The organism is Paucihalobacter sp. (genome assembly GCF_036825875.1).
Classification (GTDB): domain Bacteria; phylum Bacteroidota; class Bacteroidia; order Flavobacteriales; family Flavobacteriaceae; genus Paucihalobacter.
In genome coordinates, this window is sequence record NZ_DAISXK010000009.1 from 1 (window position 1) to 19,129 (window position 19,129).

Sequence of the window (19,129 nt, forward strand, 5' to 3'; positions counted from 1 at the left end):
TAATAAGGTCAAACGAATTTATTCCTGAAGTTTCAGTTGTCGGTCTAATTTCGCCTGGATTAAAGCTATAATAAATACTGTTTAATCCATATTCCAGTTTTAGTTTTGGTGTTAAATAATGTTTTAAGTCGTATCTGAGGTTGAAATTTTGAATACCAGAATTCCAATCAAATTCCACAAAATTTAGTTTTAGTCCATAATAATAATCAGAATAAATTAATGAAAGGTTTGAAAACAACTTATCTGTAAATAAATGATTCCATCTAAAATTTAAAACTGAATTTCCATAGGTGTTTTCAAAACTATCAGAAATTTCAAAAACATCTCTCCCAAAATATCCCGATAAATAAACACTGTTATTGTCGTTTATCCGATAGCTAAGTTTGGTGTTTAAATCGTAAAAGTAAGCGCTATTATCAATATCGAATAATGGTAGAAATAAATGTGCATAACTGCTTCGTCCAGCTACTAAAAAGGATCCTTTGTTTTTTTTAAGCGGACCCTCTGCCATTAATCTACTAGATACCAGACCGATACCACCACTTAATTTAAAGTTGTTACTGTTGCCTTCTTTTTGATAAATATCTAACACAGAAGAAACTCGGCCTCCGTATTTGGCGGGAATACCACCTTTAAATAATTTTAAATCTTTTATGGCATCTGGATTAAATACTGAGAAAAATCCGAACAAATGCGATGAATTAAAAATAGTGGCTTCATCCAATAAAATTAGATTTTGATCAACCGAGCCACCACGAATATTAAAACCTGAAGAACCTTCACCAGCATTGGTGACGCCAGGTAAAAGTGTGATGGATTTAATAATGTCAACTTCACCAAGTACAACGGGCATTTGCTTTATAGTGTTTATTGAAAGTGAATTCACACTCATTTGCGGCCTTTTTAAATCAAGTTTTTCGACGTTTTCGGTGATGACAATTTCATTTAAACTTTCTGAGGATTCTTCCATGGAAAAATTTAAATTCAAATTTTGATTTAGGTTGATACTTCTATTGATAGTTTTATATCCCAAATATGAGATTTGTATGGTGTAATTAGCTTCGGGAAGTGTGATTGAAAAGAAACCATATTCATTGGTAGATGTACCTGTTTGAAGTTCGCTTATTAATACGGTTACACCAATTAGGGTTTCGTTAGTATTGCTGTCTGATATGGTACCTCTTAAGGTAAATTTATCTTGAGAAAATATTGATAACGGTAAAACAAAACATATGAAAAGTACTCTCAGACTTTTTGACTTCATATAGCGTTCAATTTTTTTGATAAAAATAGAAAAAGCTCCTCATTATGAAGAGCTTTTAACAGTAAGTTAATATTAAATAAGCAGTTTAAATTTTGTCAATTATTTCATTTAAAGCGCGACTTGATCGCATAGCGTTATTCGCTAAAACTTCATCTGGAAAATAGTAGCCGCCGATGTCCATAGCTTTACCTTGGGCTTTATTTAATTCATTGACAATTTCTGTCTCTTTTGATTTCAACGTCTGATAAACTTTCGAAAACTCATCTTTCAAACTAGCGTCTTCATTTTGCGTAGATAAAGCCTCCGACCAGTATAAAGCCAAATAAAAATGACTTCCTCTGTTGTCTAATTCACCAACTTTACGCGAAGGCGATTTCCCGTTACTTAACAAATTTTCGGTTGCTTTATCAAGTGTTTCAGATAGAATTTTTGCTTTTGGATTATTGGTGGTTTCACCCAAATGATCGAGTGATACTGCCAAGGCTAAAAATTCACCTAAAGAATCCCAACGCAAGTGATTCTCTTCAATAAATTGTTGAACGTGCTTTGGAGCAGAACCTCCAGCGCCAGTTTCGAATAAGCCACCGCCATTCATTAATGGCACTATAGAAAGCATTTTGGCACTCGTACCAACTTCTAAAATTGGGAACAAATCTGTAAGATAATCCCTTAATACGTTTCCTGTAACTGAAATTGTGTCTTTGCCTTCTTTTACGCGACCTAAAGTAAAGGTGGCCGCATCGGTTGGCGCCATAATTTCAATATTGATATTATTGGTTTCTAATTGCGATAGATACGTATTAACTTTTGAAATAAGCTGTGCATCGTGAGCTCGGTTTTTGTCTAGCCAAAATACAGCAGGCATACCTGAGGCTTTTGCTCGTGTAACTGCCAATTTCACCCAGTTTTGAATTGGAGCATCTTTAACCTGACACATGCGCCAAATATCTCCAGATGCAACTGTATGTTCAAAAATAATATTGCCATTGGAATCTTCTACAGTAACAGTTCCGTCATTTTCTATTTCGAATGTTTTGTCATGAGATCCGTATTCTTCTGCCTTTTGAGCCATTAAACCAACATTGGGAACCGTACCCATTGTTCTTGGGTCGAAGGCACCATGTGTTTTGCAGAATTTAACCGTGGCATCATAAACACCTGCATAACTACTGTCTGGTATTACAATTTTAGTGTCTTGTAATTCACCATCCTTGTTCCACATTTTTCCTGATGTTCTAATCATCGCTGGAATAGAAGCATCTATGATAATATCGCTAGGAACGTGCAAATTTGTTATGCCTTTTTCCGAATTTACCATCGCAATGTCTGGTCCGTTATTAAAAGCGTGGTCTATGGATTCAAGGATATCTTTTTTATCGCTTTCAGGCAGCGATTCAACTTTATTGATGAGATTAGCGAAGCCATTATTGACATCAACTCCAAGATCATGAAGTTTGTTGCCATATTTGTCAAATACATTTTTAAAGTATGTTTTGACAGCATGACCAAAAATAACAGGATCTGAAACTTTCATCATGGTGGCCTTCATATGTAATGAAAACAACACATCTTGAGTTTTGGCGTCTTTAATTTCCTTATCTAAAAAGCTTACTAAGGCTTTCTTGCTCATGACTGAAGCATCAATAATTTCACCTGAAAGTATTGGAAAGTAGTCTTTTAAAACGGATTTTGGACCGTTGTTATCAGTGTGAACGATTTTAATCTTTGTAGCCTCAGCAATGGTAGTTGACTTTTCGTTGTAATAAAAATCACCTGCTGTCATAGTAGCAACATGGGTTTTGGAATCCTTAATCCATGTACCCATACTATGCGGATTATTTTTTGCGAAATTTTTAACTGCTTTTGGTGCGCGTCTATCTGAATTTCCTTCTCTCAGTAATGGATTTACGGCACTACCTTTAATTTTGTCGTATCTATTTCTTATGTCCTTTTCGGTATCAGTACTTGGTGCATCGGGATAATTTGGCACTGCAAAACCTTTATTTTGAAGTTCAGTGATGGCTTCTTTTAGCTGCGGAATTGAGGCACTTATATTGGGAAGTTTTATAATGTTAGCCTCTGGTTTGGTGGCCAAATCACCTAGCTCTGTTAAGGCATCTTCAACTTTTTGATTCTGACTTAAAAAATCTTGGAATTGTGCTAATATTCTTCCGGCCAGTGAAATATCTTTAAGTTCAATATTAAGTTGTGATGACTTTGTAAATGCTTTGACTATAGGTAAAAAAGAGCGTGTTGCAAGTGCTGGTGCTTCATCGGTTTTTGTGTAGTAAATTGTACCTTGATGTGTCATATTTCTGATTGTAATTATGGATTGTTTTTTGTGAAATCGGATGCAAATATACGAATTTCAAAATGGTTTGAAACCAATGAAGAGTACTACTTGCTTTGTTTTGATAGGTTTTAAAACTTAAAGTAGGAGGAAGGTGTTTTTAACAATAAATATTGAAACCTATATAAATCACAAAAGCCATATCACTGTAGCAAAACTACTTTGACATGGCTTTCTATGAAATAGCTCCTTTAATACGTATTCAACTTGCATTGACTTCAGATAATTTAAACGAATTTAAACCACTTTTTTTGTATTGAATTGCACTATCTCAATAAAACAGAATTTAACTTTCAAAATACATCTACTCATTAATATTCCATTTTAGTAGAATTGTTTTTCTTGATGTTTTATTATTTGCTTTTCGCTTTCGCGTTAAGCCTCGCCTAAAACATTGTTTGTTAGTCGTAAAAAACTTGCGTTTCAAACTTCTTTCAAACTTTCTGCCTTATCCTCGCAACTTACTGTCGTAAGCATCGTGGATTCAACTTCATGATTCTTTCGATTGATTCATGACTACACATGACATCTCAGAACCTCAAAAAACAATTCAAATAAAGAACGTTGCTTTATTACAATTTAACATTAATTTAAAGTTTTCTTTAAAACCAAACTAGGTTTGTTGCTAATTGTTTAACAAATGTAGGTCAACTTTTGAAATATACAAATTATTTAGGTCAGAAGATATGCACAATTTATGAACTACACTTATGAACAATAGTTAATAAAAAAGCCCTGCATCATAGCAAGGCTTTCATATATATTTTTGTTTGAATTATCTTCTAACTTCTTTAATTCTGGCTTTCTTACCAGTTAAACCTCTAAAGTAGAATATTCTAGCGCGTCTAACTTTACCTTTCTTATTGATTTCAATTTTTTGAAGTGCTGGTAAGTTAATTGGGAAAATACGTTCAACACCTACAGTGCCTGACATTTTTCTTATGGTAAAAGTTTCAGTAGCTCCTGAGCCTCTGCGTTGTAAAACCACACCTTTGAAAAACTGGATTCTAACTTTTTCACCTTCTCTAATTTCGTAATATACTGTTATTGTATCTCCTGCTCCAAAGTCAGGAAAATCTTTCTTTGCAACAAACTCGTCTTGTACAAATTTTACTAAAGAATTCATCTTTTATTATTTAAAGTTAAATCTAAATCAACATTCACGGTTTTCGCCAGAGGTTAATCTAAAATTGGGTGCAAAAATAATCAATTATTCAGAATTGGCAATATAATGGTGTGAATTTATATATAAATTTAAAGTTATAGCCTTCTAATCGTCCAATAAGTCTGGTCTGCGCTCCTTGGTTCGTTGGTAAGATTGCTCGTCTCTCCATATTTCAATTTTAGGAAAGTTACCACTAAATAACACTTCAGGAACCTTCATTCCTTTGTATTCTCGTGGTCTGGTGTAAATGGGTGGGGCCAATAAATTATCTTGAAACGAATCGGTTAATGCTGAAGTTTCGTTACCTAACACACCGGGAATTAATCTAATAATCGCATCACATAATACAGCAGCTGCCAATTCGCCACCAGATAAAACATAATCGCCAATGGATATTTCTTTGGTTACAAATAAATCCCTAACGCGTTGGTCAACACCTTTGTAATGGCCGCATAGTATTATTATATTTCCTTTTAAAGACAAATGATTGGCTATTTGCTGGTTGAAAACCGTACCATCTGGAGTCATGTATATTACCTCGTCGTAAGCTCGTTGGGATTTTAACTCTGAAATACATTTATCAATTGGCTCAATCATCATTACCATACCGGCACCACCGCCAAATTGGTAGTCGTCTACAGATTTGTAATTATCCGTTGTGTAGTCTCTTAAATTATGAAAATGGACTTCTACTAATTGGTTTTCGATGGCACGTTTTAAAATTGAGGCTTCAAAAGGACTTTTTATTAGCTCAGGCAATACAGTAATAATATCGATACGCATTGCAGCTTATTTTCCAGATTTTTGTTTGTTTAATTCGTCTTGAAGTTGACGTCTTACTTTTTGCTCACGCTCCACAGCTGTTCTACGGTGCTCTTCAAATTCATCTTCAATTTCTAACAGCTTTTTGTTGGTGTTCTTAGTAATGGAGTTACTCGATTTAAACTTAAATATGAACACAATCAGCAAAACTAAAAGTCCAGCAATTAGGCTCCACATGACAACGTTATAACCTGTTTTACTGAGTTGAAGCCCAAAAAGCCGCATGCTATCTTTTTCTTGAACGGTACTGTCAAGCTGGTTTTTGGTGTTTTCGAGATTCTCTTTTAGATTTAATATCTCTTCTTCCTGATTTTTAATAGTGGATGCATTTTTCAGGATGTCTTTATTTACAGCTTCTAAAGAATCTAAAACATGAGCCTTTAGTTGAATTAACCAATCCTTTTTAACCACCTTGTAATCTTGATAGTTATTAGACCTTTGAATTACATATTCAAATTGGTTTTCAACAGTGCCTTCTGTAAGCGATAATTTATCTTGTTCTAAGTCTTCGGTTGTTTCCTGAGCAGTTATTTTGCCAACAAATAACACAGTGAAAATCAATAAAATAATTTTAATCCTTCTTATCATTTTTATTCTGGTTTTTGATTGGTTTGAGTTGGCAATATAAAAAATTTAACTAAGATATTATCCAATTAAATTTGGATAATATCAATGACTAACGCTAAAGCTTCTAAAATATTTAAAAATTAACCATACTTAAGTATGAAATGTCTTCAATATTATTTGGATTTAGCTCATATTGAAACAAACCATTTTCACCAATTAAAATCAGTAAATTATTCTGAATAATGGCGTCAAAGGCATTTCGACTGATTGCATTGACTAATATTGAGTTCTGAGCATCACTTATGTCAAAAATTTTAACTTCATCATCACAAACAAACAGATAGTTGCCGTAAAGCGCCATTCCTATTGGTCTGGTGAGATTGCGTGTGGATATCAGAACTGGATTTAAAACATCTGTTACATCATAAGTTTCCAAAATATTTATGGTATTTCCGCATCCAACATCGGCATAAAGCGTAACGAAGGCATGGGTATTATTTGCTACCACTGGATCACAAGCGGTAAAATGTTGTACATCGGACAAATAAGTTGGTAATTCAGGATTAGAAATGCTGTAAATAAACATTCCGTTTTGAGAGCCGATATAAAGGTATTCCTTGTAATTGAATAGGGTTTCTATATCAAAACCTACTGGAACACTATTAACTTTTACTGGTTGTTCGGGATCTGAAAGATTAAAAACATTGAGACCAAAGTTATCTACTGTGTACAAGTAATTGTTTGTCAAAACAAAACGTGCTAGAGATCCGCCTTGTCCATTTTCACTGAAGTTGGCATTGACATTTTCGGTACCGTCGGAATTACATCCCAACAATAGCGCTACTGAAATTATAAATAAAATACGTTTCATATGGTTAGTCATTTAAAATCCAATCAATGATAATTTGATCATCATTAAGATTATTATATTGAAATCCTTCGGGAGAAATCATTTGAGGAAACGTGTTGGCAATGCGTTTAGTAATCTCAATTGAGTTTGTAGTTAAATCAGCAGTGAGCGTGATTAAATCTGTCGCGTTGTTGATATAAAGAATATTATTTTTCACCGCTAAATCAGATGAGCCTAAAACTTTTATAAAAGCTATTTTAACAGGGTTTTCTGGATTAGAATTATTAAAAACATGGAAACCTTTATTTCTTTCATTTATAAATAAAAATTCATCCTTCACATAAATCTTTCCAGAGTTTTCAATGGTTTTTGGCGATTCAATTATGGTGGAAGTTTCAAGTTCGCTTCTACTGATAATTACTGGTTCGTAATTCGATACCCCAATATCAAAATTATTAGGTTCGTCATCAGGGCTTGGTATCCAGCAACTTTGAAAGCACAAACAAGTTACAAGTGCTAAATAGACTAAATGTTTTTTCATGATTTTGATTGATTAATTTAAGATTAAGTTTGTTATAATTTATAAGCTAAAGATGCAGATAGTATAAATTGGTTGCTTGGTAAATGAAAAAAACTTGTCCGTTTAGACAAGTTTTTTTAATCAAGGATATATTCTAAATTAATAATAATGATAACGTCTTACTTTTGAAATGTATTTCGCCAATCTAATTACTTGGTGGCTATAGCCGTATTCATTATCGTACCATATATAGAGTATGGCATTTTTCCCATCCGTTCTTACTATTGTCGCTTTGCTGTCGTAAATAGCCGGAGCCGATGATCCTATAATATCACTAGAAACAAGTTCGTCGCTCATTTCGTATTTTATTTGTTCAACTAAATTACCTTCTAAAGCGTGTTTTTTTATCAATTGATTGATGGCTTTTAAGGAGGTTTTTGTATTGAATTCTAAATTTAAAATAGCCAGCGATCCGTTAGGTACTGGAACGCGAATGGCATTGGAGGTGAGTTTACCATCTAATTTTGGCAAGGCCTTACTCACCGCTTTACCGGCACCAGTTTCGGTAATTACCATATTAAGACCTGCTGCTCTCCCTCGACGGTATTTATCATGAAAATTATCTACTAAATTTTGATCGTTGGTGTAAGCATGAATGGTTTCTATATGACCAGTATTAATTTGAAATTCATCGTCAATTACTTTAAGAATTGGCGTAATAGCGTTTGTAGTGCAAGATGCAGCCGAGAAGATATTGACCGCATCTGGTTTGTAGTCTAAATGATTTACCCCGTGAACAATGTTTGGTATTTCTTTGCCTGGTGCGGTAAGTAAAACTTTACTTGCGCCTTTAGATTTTAAATGTCTTGATAGTTCAGTTTTATCTCTGAAAGCGCCGGTATTATCTATAATTAAAGCATCTTTTATATTGTAGCTAGTATAATCAATTTCTTCTGGTGAGTTTGCTGAAATAATTTTTACAGTTGTCCCATTAATGATCAAAGCTTCATTTTTGATATCGGTAGTAACAGTTCCAGGAAAAACACCATGTACAGAATCGTTACGCAACAACGCTGCCCTTTTTTCTAATATCGTAAAGTCTAGTTTTCCCCTTGTAACAATAGCGCGTAACCTTAACTGGTTGCCTTTACCAGTTTTGGCAAGAAGTTCGCGGGCTACCAAACGACCAATTCTGCCAAATCCGTATAATACAACGTCTTTAGGTTTGATGATTTCGTGCGATTCAGAATCTTTTAATTTAGTGGCTACAAAAGCCATGGCGTTGTTGTATTTCGATTCTGCTAAATGGAATTCATAGGTTAATTTACCAATATCTAATTTGGCTGGTGGTAAATCCAATGTTTTGATAGCACGCAAAATTTCAACCGAATCAAAGATTGAAATCGGTTTTTCCACAAATCTGCCAGCGTATTCGTGAAGATTTAAAATTTCACTTACACTTTTATCGATTAATTGATTTCTGAAAATCACTAATTCAATGGCCTTATCATACCATAAATCGTTAACTATTTTAATGAATTCTACGGTGGCTTTTCGTCGGTCGGCCTGAAAAGCAAGTTCTTTGTCATAGGTAATAGGTGTGCTCATTTTGATGAATTTAGTTGTGTCGATTGTTGGTTTGAAACTTTAAAAGTTGCGCAAAAATAATATATTTCAAACGTTTTCGTGGCTAATTTTTGAATAAAAAATCACCTTCAATTTTAGAGATTATTGAAGGTGATTTTAAAGTGATTTATTAAAATTCGAAATTAATTCTGGAAATAATATTTTTCTTTTTCTCCATCTTTATTTATAATTTCTATTACGATAGGTTCATTGGGTGGCAATTCGGTTTTTAAACGTTCAAGATCATCAATGGTGTGAATTTTTTGATTGTTAATTTTTGTAACGATGGTTCCAGAATTCACTCCATTTTTTATCCAAGCATTCTTAATTCTTGGGTTATTGGTAAGCTCTTGTATTTCAAGACCAAAATCTAATTTGTGCTTTTTAAGTACCTCTTTACTTGGCTCCTTTAAGGTTCCGATAAGAGGGAAATTGGCAATTGAGCGTTTAACTAAGATAACTTCTGCACTTTTCAACTGATTGTTTCTTAAATATTTAATTCTAACAACATCGTTAGGTTGTTTTGTGTTTAAATAACCCTTCATGTCGGTAAACTTTGATATTTTTATGTTGTCAATTTCCTTAATAATATCACCTTTTTTAAGCCCAGCTTTATCGGCGCCAGATTCAACTTCAACGTCTTCAATGTAAAAACCTTCGGTTTCATTAACTTTTAATTGTTTGGCTATTTCACTGTTTAATGAACCGCCTGCTACGCCTAGAATGCCATGTTGAACGGCACCATATTCCATAATATCATTAATAACTTTACGCGTAATATTACTCGGTACCGCAAACGAATAGCCGATGTAAGAACCTGTTTTAGATGTGATAGCCGTATTAATGCCAATAAGTTCGCCGTTTATATTAACTAAGGCACCTCCTGAATTACCTGGATTAACAGCTGCATCAGTTTGGATAAACGATTGTTCGTAGTTGCCTGTTAAGTCACGGGATTTTGCACTAATAATTCCGGCAGTAACAGTAGAGGTGAGGTTAAATGGGTTGCCGATAGCTAGCACCCATTCGCCAATTTTAGCGTTGTCTGAATTTCCAAAAGTTACATACGGCATATCTTCATCTGCTTCTATTTTTAATAAAGCAATATCGGTTTTTGAATCGGCGCCTATTAAGGTAGCTTTATAAATTTTGTTACTATTTGTGGTGATTGAAATTTCGTTGGCTTCAGCAATTACGTGGTTGTTGGTAACAATGTAACCATCTGGTGAAATGATAACGCCACTACCAGTGCCAACTTGAGCACGAGACGATTGTCTCCCAAAAAATAAATCCTGCAGACTTGTCGGTGCGCTGTATATAGAAGTGTTTTTTACGTGCACAACTGCATCAATAGTTTGCTCCGCTGCTGTGACGAAATTTGGTGTTTCACTGTTTGAAGCTGTGGTGTTTACATTAAAATTTGTTGGGATAAAAGTTGGTTGCTCAACCTTGGTTACTAAGGTAGAAATACCATTGTTCGGTCGAATAAAATACAAGTAACTTGACAATGCGATGACGCCACCTAGTACCGAAACCGCAAACATTGATAACATCTTTTTCATTCTATTTTGTATTTAAAGTTGTTTGTATAACGATTAAAATTACAGTTTTATTAAATTTCGATTTTAACTTTAACGACTATTTAACAGCAAATTTTACGCTGTATAATTCTTATATTTGTCCCCTATGAAAATCAATTTTTACAAATACCAAGGTACCGGCAACGATTTCATAATGGTGGATAATCGTCTCTTCAAAATCGGCAAAAATGATACCAAAAAAATTACGCATTGGTGCGACCGACGTTTTGGCATAGGTGCAGATGGCTTTATTCTGTTAGAAAATCATCCTAATTATGATTTTAGAATGGTATATTTTAATGCAGATGGTAATGAGAGTAGTATGTGCGGTAACGGCGGTAGATGTATTACGGCATTTGCCAAATTTCTGAACATTATTGATAGTGAGGCCACTTTCGAAGCTATAGATGGCGTGCACCATGCTATTATAGAAGGTGAATCAATAAAGTTGCAAATGCAAAATGTTAACACTATTTCAACTTTCAATAACCATGTATTGCTTAATACGGGATCGCCGCATCATGTTGAAATGCATAGTGATTTGCAAGTTATGGATGTGAAACGCGAAGGATCTAAATTAAGGAATAGCAATTTATATAAAACCGATGGTTGTAATATTAATTTTGTTAAAAAACAATCTGAAGCACTTTTTAATGTTAGAACCTACGAACGCGGCGTAGAAGACGAAACTTTATCATGTGGTACTGGTGTTACTGCTGTTGCTATTGCTATGCACGCTACTAATCAAACAGATCAAAATTTGGTAACTTTACAAACCCGAGGTGGCGAACTAAAAGTCACCTTCGATAAAACATCAAATGGTTACGAGAATATTTGGTTAATTGGCCCTGCTGAGCAAGTTTTTAAAGGCGAAATACAATGGTAAACTTAAAGGGTGATTTGGTTTTTTTGCGTGCGCTAGAGCCGGAAGATATTATCCATGTTTACAATACCGAAAACGACACGTCTATTTGGGAAGTTAGTCATACCCAAACACCCTATTCACATTATGTTTTAAAACAATATTTAGAAGAATCGCACAAAGATATTTTTGAAGTAAAACAATTAAGGTTGGTTATTTGTAGTTTGAATAACGAGGTAGTTGGCTTTATAGATTTGTTTGATTTCGATCCGCAACATAGAAGAGCTGGCATTGGACTCGTTATAAACAGTTCGGAAAATAGAGGACATGGATATGGTAAAGATGCGCTTCAGGTGCTCATAAAATATTGTTTTTCAGTTTTAAATCTGCATCAAATCTACTGTAATATCACCGAAGGAAACGATGCCAGTATTCGATTGTTTAAAAGTTGCAATTTTGAATATATTGGATGTAAAAAAGACTGGAACTTTACCTCGGGTCAATTCAAAAACGAACAGATGTTTCAATTAATAAATTCTTAAATGTATATTAAAAAAATCCTACTATTCATTGTTCTTCTTGGATTACTTATCGCTGCTTTTTTCGCTTACTTCGTTTACAATACTATGTTTGTGCCCAACACAGCATTTAACAACGAAAAGTCTTATGTATATATTGCTAGTGATGATAATTTTTCAGATGTGAAAAATCAATTAGAGCCTTTGTTGAAAGATCTTGATAAGTTTGAAGCCTTAGCCAAACGAAAGAAGTATGTAACCAACATTCGACCAGGGAGGTATGCCATTCTGAAAGACATGAATAATAATGAAATTATAAATAGTCTTAGAACTAAAAATCTTCCAGTTAAAGTATCATTCAACAATCAAGAAACTTTAGAAAAATTAGCTGGAAGAATTGCGGTTCAAATTGAAGCGGATAGTTTAAGTTTGATTAAAGCCTTTAAGGAAGAAGCATTTTATAAAGCAGAAGGTATCGATGCTGAAAATATTTTGGGGATGTACATTCCGAATAGTTACGAGTTTTTTTGGAATACTTCAGCAGTCGAATTCAGAGCGAAGATGCTGACCGAATATCAAAAATTTTGGAAAGCACGAGAAGCCAAGCTCAACAGCATTAATTTAAATGCGCAACAAGTTAGCACCTTGGCATCAATAGTACATGAAGAGTCAAAGCAAATTGATGAGCAACCTATTATAGCTGGTGTTTATATGAATAGATTAAGAATAGGAATGCCACTTCAAGCCGATCCAACGTTAAAATTCGCTGCCTATCAATTACCCCAATATGACGGTGTAATTATTAAACGTGTTTTAAATATTCACAAATCAATTGATTCTCCTTATAATACTTATTTAAACAGAGGATTGCCACCAGGCCCAATTGCAATGCCCGATATTTCGGCTATAGATGCAGTGTTAAACTATCTAAAACACGATTATCTTTATTTTGCAGCCGACGCCAAGCGCATTGGTTATCACAGATTTGCTAAAACACTGCAGCAACACAATGCAAATGCACGAGCGTATCAAAGCTATCTTTCTCAACAAGGAATTATGCGGTAATTTTGAAAAGCGTAGTAATCTATATAATTTTATTGCTCTTTACAATTAGTTCAACTTCACAATCGAAGGTTAACGCTTTTTTAAAACCAAGCGATACATTACACAAACAAAGACGCAACGCGGTGATTGCTTCACAAGCTACAGTTACGGGATTATCATTGTTAGCCTTAGACCGATTGTGGTATTCTGATTTTGAAAGAAGTAGTTTTAAAACCATTAACGACAACAATCACTGGTTGCAAATGGATAAAATGGGACATGCTTTTTCCTCTTATCATTTAGGAAAGTTGGGTGCGAATACTTTAAACTGGGCAGGTATTGATAAAGATAAGCAGTTGATTTATGGCGCTACCTTGGGCTTAACTTTTTTAACGGCCATAGAGGTTATGGACGGTTTTTCTGAAGAATGGGGTTTCTCTTGGGGCGATATGGCATTTAATGCTCTTGGTTCTGGATTGTTCATTGGTCAGGAATTATTATGGAATGAACAGCGTATCCTTTTAAAATATTCGTTTCATCAAACACAGTATGCTGGATTAAGACCTGAAATACTGGGTAACGGACTTGCAGAAGAAATCTTTAAAGATTACAACGGACAAACTTATTGGTTAAGCGCCAACATAAGTTCGTTTTTTAAAACAAATAACATCCCAAAATGGTTAAACATAGCTTTTGGTTATAGTGCCGAAGGCATGTTAAGTGCCACAAAAAATAATGAAGTTGAAGGGTTGCCAACATTTAATCCATACCGTCAGTATTACTTTAGTTTGGATATAGATCTTACTAGAATTGAGACCAATTCTGCAATTTTAAGAACTTTATTTGATGTTTTCAATCTAATAAAGCTGCCATTTCCTACTCTGGAAATCAATAGTAAAGGAACACTAAAACTACACTACATATACTTTTAACTGCACTTTAACCCTTATTATTGCCAATTCAATAATTAGCGTTATCTTTGCACGCTTAATTTGTAAGGCCTATTTGGGGACTATTTTGCTTTACTTAAAAAAGCTATTATGATTAAAAAAGTATTTAATTATATTGCAATCCCTCTGGCAATACTTACTGCGCTTTTTGTTGGCTTATATTCAAGCGGAGACAAAGATTTCAGCAGTTACTCTACTGAAGGTTTAGACCTTCACTTTACAGTTTCGGATGATTTAGCAATGCTAGATTTAACTGTCAAAGACGACACAGATTCTATTTTGGAACATTACATGCCTTATCTTGGTAATTCATATTTGGCTTTTAAAGAAGCCATAGGATTTAAAGAATCGAGAGGTAATTATTTCACTGTTAATGATTTTGGTTATTTAGGAAAATACCAATTCGGCGCTGAAACATTGCAGTTAATTGGGATTCACAATCCAAATGCCTTTTTATATACACCAGAATTACAAGAGCGTGCTTTCCTAGCCAATGCCCAACGAAATAAATGGATTTTGAGAAGGGACATTAAGAAGTTTGACGGTAAAAAAATTGGTAATGTTGTAGTTACGGAATCAGGAATTTTAGCAGCGGCTCATTTGGCTGGTCCTGGAAGTGTACAACGTTTTTTAAGATCATACGGAAAACAAAACGTATCAGACGCATTTGGCTCTTCAGTAGCCTATTATATGGAGCGTTTTTCGGGATATGATACAACGCTTATTGAAGCAAACAAAACTGCAAAAGCTTTGTTATAAAATAATTTAATCTTTTTGAATAATAAAAATAGTGGGCCTTTTATGAAGGTCCACTTTTATTTTAGACCAATCTTGAGCTGTGGTAGTGAAAATATATTCGGTTTTTAAAGTGATATCGCAAGCCACACAAATTCTGGTATTTGGTTGCAATGTTTTAATAAGTTCCTCTAAAAGCTGATTGTTTCTGTAAGGAGTTTCGATAAAGGATTGTGATAAGTGTTGCTCAAACGATATACGTTCAAGCAATTTTATTTTGGTTTTGCGTTCTTGTTTATCGATGGGTAGATAGCCATTAAATGTAAATCCTTGTCCGTTCATTCCAGAGGACATCATGGCGAGTAATATTGAGGATGGCCCAACTAAAGGAACTACCTGAATGTTTTTTTGATGTGCCAGTTTAACAATTTCGGAACCTGGATCGGCAATAGCGGGACATCCTGCATCCGAAAGTAAGCCAATAGAAATGCCTTCATCGCAAATGTCTAAATATTTAATCGTGTCTGCTACTTCAGTAAATTTATTAAGAGGAAAAAGATTAAGCTTTGATTGTGACTTTCCAGGATAGATGTTTTTTATAAATTTTCTCCCTGCTTTTTCATTTTCTACTATAAAATAATTTAAATCTTCTATAGCTTTTTTTACAGATATGGGAAGCACTTCCAAGGGTGGATTATCACCGAGCGGCACGGGGATGAGATATAATATACCTTTCTGCATGTTTATTTATTCACAATAAATTTTACAATTTTAGATTGATTGTTATTCAACTTAATTTTTGCTAGATACATACCATTTGAGTAGTCGTTTAGATTTAGTGAAAAACTATTTGATTCAATATTGTCTGCATTTAAAACTATTTTGCCAAAAATATCATAGACGATAATTTCATTCAACATAGCAGCATTGTTATTTAAGTTAAAAGAAATTTGGTTAGAAGCGGGATTTGGTTCAGCTACAATTTTATTGATGTCAAATTCTTCGACACTTAAATTGCTATCTATAATTTTATACAAAGAACCTTCAATAATGCTAACGGCATATATTTCGCCATTAAAGGCCTCTCCAAAGGCTACCCAATTCTGATTTAAAGGCGCTGTAAAATTCATAACCCAATCGGTTCCGTTTTGTTGTAAATACCCAATTTCTTGGCTACAAAAATCTGCAAAAAAGTATATACCTTGTAAGGTTGGTTGTGCTGCACCACGGTACCTATATCCACCTGTAATAGAACATCTAAAAACAGCACCTCCAGAATGTGGGTAAGAAGCAACTGGAAAAGTTAGTAGATTTTCAGGTGGACAATTGTTATTGATAAATGGTTGGTTACCTTCAAAACAGCGCCAGCCAAAATTGTGTATGACGCTAGAATTTATATCCACTATATTTATTTCTTCTATTTCGTTCTGACCAACATCGGCAATCCAGATATCAGTGTTGTTTCTGTCAAATGAAAACTTCCAAGGGTTTCTTAGTCCATAAGCCCAAATTTCATCTTCACCCGAAGGACTTTCGAAAAAAGGGTTGGTATTTGGTATGCCGTAATTATTACCATTGGAAGGATTGTCAACGTCTATACGTAATATTTTACCCAATAAATTAGTGAGTGTTTGCGAGTTGTTATCGGGATCACCAGCCGAGCCACCATCGCCACTTGAAATATACAAATATCCATCTGGACCAAATGCCATGTCGCCGCCATTATGATTTTGAAAGGGCTGTGTGTAAGTGAGTAAAATTAATTCAGTATTTGAATCGGCCAAATTTTCCGATTGCCGAGTGAATCTCGATATTACGGTACTACCACTGTCGTTGATATAATTTACATAAATAAAACCATTTGCATCATAATTAGGATGAAAGGCCAAACCCAAAAAACCCCGTTCATCACCAATACCATTTACGGTAATAACTCTATCACTGATATCTAAAAATGGTTCTGAAAGTAAATCGCCATCTGGGGATACAATTTTGATGATACCGTCTTGTTCAACTACAAACAGTCTGTCATCTCCAGCATGTTTAACACTCACAGGCTTGTTTAAACCTGTTGCGAACAATTCAATATCTATTAATTGAGAAAAACTCTTGGATCCAAAGGATAATAACATTACTGTAACTAAAATTTTCATCATATTTTTTTTATTAAGGTAAATAAAAAATCAAAAAAAATGAGACTTATGTTTTGTTAATTTCAATTAGTTGCTTTGGAATAAGCGTACAAGTTTCATTTAAAAGATCATATACTTCCTGAAAATCAATTAATTCACCATAATAGGGATCTGGCACATTATTAGTAGTTGTATTAGGATTTTCTTTTAGAATTAGTTTTAGCTTTTTTCTGTGTTCTTTGGATGATGCCATTTTATATAAATGCTCATAATTGATTTGATCCATGGCATAAATAATCTCAAAAATTTCAAAGTCTGATTGTTTAAACTGTCTTGCTTTTTGATGACTTATATCTAGGTTGTGTGTTTTAGCTATTGTTATGGAGCGTTTATCAGGTGAAGCTCCAAGATGATAAGATGCTGTACCTGCGGAGTCAACAAAAAAATGCTGAAGTGGAAGCTTAGCTTCCAGAATTCCGTGTGCTAATGGTGATCTGCAGATATTTCCTAAACAAACCATCAATATACGGGTCATATCAAGGAAGTTTTAGATGGATAATTTTTTGGCTAAATCATCCACATATTTTCTAAATTGTTTATCAGTTGTTGTTAGGTTATCAACTGTTTTGCATGCATGGAGAACCGTTGCATGATCCCTCTGACCAATTTGCGAGCCGATGCTAGCTAACGAAGCTTTTGTGTATTTTTTAGCAAAAAACATGGCTAATTGTCTAGCTTGAACAATGTGTCGTTTTCGAGTTTTTGACTGTAATGTGCTGATATCCATCTGAAAATAATCAGAAACCACCTTTTGTATGTAATCGATAGATACTTCACGTTTGGTGTTTTTTACAAATTTTTCAACTATTTCTCTTGCCAGTCCAAGGGTGATTTCTTTTTTATTGAAAGATGACTGTGCAATTAATGAAATAATAGCACCTTCAAGTTCCCTTACATTCGATTTTATATGTTTAGCAACATATTCAACAATATCGTCAGGCATTTCTACACCATCGCGGTACAGTTTATTTTTTAAGATGGAAACACGTGTTTCAAAATCTGGTGTTTGTAATTCGGCAGATAATCCCCATTTAAATCGCGACAACAAACGCTGCTCGATATCAATCATGTCAACCGGAGCTTTGTCACTGGTTAAAACAACTTGTTTTCCGTTTTGATGCAAGTGGTTAAATATGTGAAAAAACACATCTTGTGTACCAGTCTTCCCAGATAAAAATTGTACATCATCAATAATTAAAACATCAATAATTTGATAAAAATGAATAAAATCGTTGCGGTTATTTTTCTTTACAGAATCTATGTATTGTTGGGTAAATTTCTCGGCTGAAATATAAAGAATGGTTTTTTCAGGGTATTTATCCTTAATATCAACACCAATAGCATGTGCTAAATGGGTTTTTCCTAAACCAACACCACCAAATATCAACAACGGATTAAAGGAGGTGCCTCCTGGTTTGTTAGCGACTGCAATACTGGCATTTCTGGCCAAACGGTTAGAATCACCTTCTAAGAAATTTTCAAAATTATAATTCGGATTTAACTGCGATTCAATTTTTATATTTCTAATTCCCGGGATAACAAACGGATTGCGAAGTTCTGGACTTTTATTGTTTAAAGGAACATCAACATCTTGTGCTTTAACGGCTGATCTTTGAGAGCTTGGAATTCGCTCTGTAAAGGGTTGTTTATTGCCGTAAGTGTTTTCCATTTTTATAATGTAAACCAGCTTCGCGGTATCTCCTAATTCTTTTGTTAAGGCTACTTTTAAAATTTTAACGTAATGTTCTTCAAGCCACTCGTAAAAAAACTTGCTTGGTACTTGTATGTTAAGAGCATTCTCAGAAAGTTTAACTGCTTGTATTGGCTCGAACCAGGTTTTGTATGCTTGGGGTTGTATGTTATCTTTTATAAAAGACAGGCAATTACTCCAAACTGATTGCGCAGTTACATCCATTCTAATTGATAATTTTGTTGTTAGTTAGATTAGCAAAAAAAAGAGAAAGCTGGGTTTCTCTTGAATCATTTTAATAAGACAAATATGTGAACAATTTTCTTAAAAAAAAAATCAAATACCCTTGTATTTTAATAAAATTTTCCTCAGGTTTAAATCTCGTTGAAATTAC

Annotated in this window: 18 protein-coding genes; 5 read left to right on the plus strand and 13 right to left on the minus strand. The window is 34.1% G+C overall.

Annotated elements, in window-relative coordinates; genetic code table 11:
- From V7Z48_RS04185 to V7Z48_RS04225, 9 genes are all read right to left on the minus strand, one after another.
- On the minus strand, positions 1 to 1,264 hold a 1,264-nt coding region (locus tag V7Z48_RS04185; RefSeq protein ID WP_334112143.1), incomplete at its 3' end, for a TonB-dependent receptor.
- Positions 1,265 to 1,349: 85 nt separating this feature from the next.
- Entirely contained in the window at positions 1,350 to 3,575 is a 2,226-nt protein-coding gene (locus tag V7Z48_RS04190; protein ID WP_334112144.1) for an NADP-dependent isocitrate dehydrogenase, read from the minus strand.
- Between the two features lie 814 nt (positions 3,576 to 4,389).
- Positions 4,390 to 4,740: a 50S ribosomal protein L19 gene (gene rplS, locus V7Z48_RS04195; protein WP_334112145.1), complete on the minus strand. Its 351-nt coding sequence runs from the start codon at positions 4,738 to 4,740 to the stop codon at positions 4,390 to 4,392.
- Between the two features lie 144 nt (positions 4,741 to 4,884).
- A complete protein-coding gene (gene trmD, locus V7Z48_RS04200) occupies positions 4,885 to 5,562 on the minus strand; it encodes a tRNA (guanosine(37)-N1)-methyltransferase TrmD (protein WP_334112146.1) in 678 nt (225 codons plus the stop codon).
- 6 nt (positions 5,563 to 5,568) lie between these two features.
- Positions 5,569 to 6,189, minus strand: coding sequence for a tRNA (guanine-N1)-methyltransferase (locus tag V7Z48_RS04205; RefSeq protein WP_334112147.1), 621 nt, complete (start codon positions 6,187 to 6,189; stop codon positions 5,569 to 5,571).
- A 112-nt stretch (positions 6,190 to 6,301) separates the two neighbouring features.
- Positions 6,302 to 7,039: a hypothetical protein gene (locus V7Z48_RS04210; RefSeq protein WP_334112148.1), complete on the minus strand. Its 738-nt coding sequence runs from the start codon at positions 7,037 to 7,039 to the stop codon at positions 6,302 to 6,304.
- A 4-nt stretch (positions 7,040 to 7,043) separates the two neighbouring features.
- Positions 7,044 to 7,559, minus strand: coding sequence for a hypothetical protein (locus V7Z48_RS04215; protein WP_334112149.1), 516 nt, complete (start codon positions 7,557 to 7,559; stop codon positions 7,044 to 7,046).
- A gap of 138 nt (positions 7,560 to 7,697) precedes the next feature.
- Positions 7,698 to 9,146, minus strand: coding sequence for a glyceraldehyde-3-phosphate dehydrogenase (locus tag V7Z48_RS04220; protein WP_334112150.1), 1,449 nt, complete (start codon positions 9,144 to 9,146; stop codon positions 7,698 to 7,700).
- A 161-nt stretch (positions 9,147 to 9,307) separates the two neighbouring features.
- Entirely contained in the window at positions 9,308 to 10,726 is a 1,419-nt protein-coding gene (locus V7Z48_RS04225; protein ID WP_334112151.1) for a S1C family serine protease, read from the minus strand.
- A 124-nt stretch (positions 10,727 to 10,850) separates the two neighbouring features.
- Between V7Z48_RS04225 and dapF the strand changes: the two genes are divergently transcribed.
- The 5 genes from dapF (at position 10,851) to V7Z48_RS04250 (ending at position 14,877) form a co-directional block, all read left to right on the plus strand.
- Positions 10,851 to 11,630, plus strand: coding sequence for a diaminopimelate epimerase (dapF, locus tag V7Z48_RS04230; protein ID WP_334112152.1), 780 nt, complete (start codon positions 10,851 to 10,853; stop codon positions 11,628 to 11,630).
- Complete coding sequence (locus tag V7Z48_RS04235; protein WP_334112153.1) at positions 11,624 to 12,148, plus strand: GNAT family N-acetyltransferase; 525 nt, start codon at positions 11,624 to 11,626, stop codon at positions 12,146 to 12,148. Before dapF ends, V7Z48_RS04235 begins: the two co-directional genes overlap by 7 nt.
- Entirely contained in the window at positions 12,149 to 13,189 is a 1,041-nt protein-coding gene (gene mltG / locus V7Z48_RS04240) for an endolytic transglycosylase MltG (RefSeq protein WP_334112154.1), read from the plus strand.
- Between the two features lie 32 nt (positions 13,190 to 13,221).
- Positions 13,222 to 14,100: a DUF2279 domain-containing protein gene (locus V7Z48_RS04245; RefSeq protein WP_334112155.1), complete on the plus strand. Its 879-nt coding sequence runs from the start codon at positions 13,222 to 13,224 to the stop codon at positions 14,098 to 14,100.
- 108 nt (positions 14,101 to 14,208) lie between these two features.
- Complete coding sequence (locus V7Z48_RS04250; RefSeq protein WP_334112156.1) at positions 14,209 to 14,877, plus strand: peptidoglycan-binding protein LysM; 669 nt, start codon at positions 14,209 to 14,211, stop codon at positions 14,875 to 14,877.
- 6 nt (positions 14,878 to 14,883) lie between these two features.
- On the opposite strand, the gene V7Z48_RS04255 is transcribed toward V7Z48_RS04250, so the two are convergent.
- From V7Z48_RS04255 to dnaA, 4 genes are read right to left on the minus strand one after another with little or no spacing between them, the layout of a single operon-like run.
- Complete coding sequence (locus tag V7Z48_RS04255) at positions 14,884 to 15,594, minus strand: SAM-dependent methyltransferase (RefSeq protein WP_334112157.1); 711 nt, start codon at positions 15,592 to 15,594, stop codon at positions 14,884 to 14,886.
- A 2-nt stretch (positions 15,595 to 15,596) separates the two neighbouring features.
- Positions 15,597 to 17,009 carry a PQQ-dependent sugar dehydrogenase gene (locus tag V7Z48_RS04260; protein WP_334112158.1) on the minus strand — a complete coding sequence of 471 codons (1,413 nt, stop codon included), beginning with the start codon at positions 17,007 to 17,009 and terminating at the stop codon, positions 15,597 to 15,599.
- A 43-nt stretch (positions 17,010 to 17,052) separates the two neighbouring features.
- Positions 17,053 to 17,520: a low molecular weight protein-tyrosine-phosphatase gene (locus V7Z48_RS04265; RefSeq protein WP_334112159.1), complete on the minus strand. Its 468-nt coding sequence runs from the start codon at positions 17,518 to 17,520 to the stop codon at positions 17,053 to 17,055.
- Between the two features lie 12 nt (positions 17,521 to 17,532).
- Complete coding sequence (dnaA, locus tag V7Z48_RS04270) at positions 17,533 to 18,960, minus strand: chromosomal replication initiator protein DnaA (RefSeq protein ID WP_334112160.1); 1,428 nt, start codon at positions 18,958 to 18,960, stop codon at positions 17,533 to 17,535.
- Positions 18,961 to 19,129 lie beyond the last annotated feature (169 nt).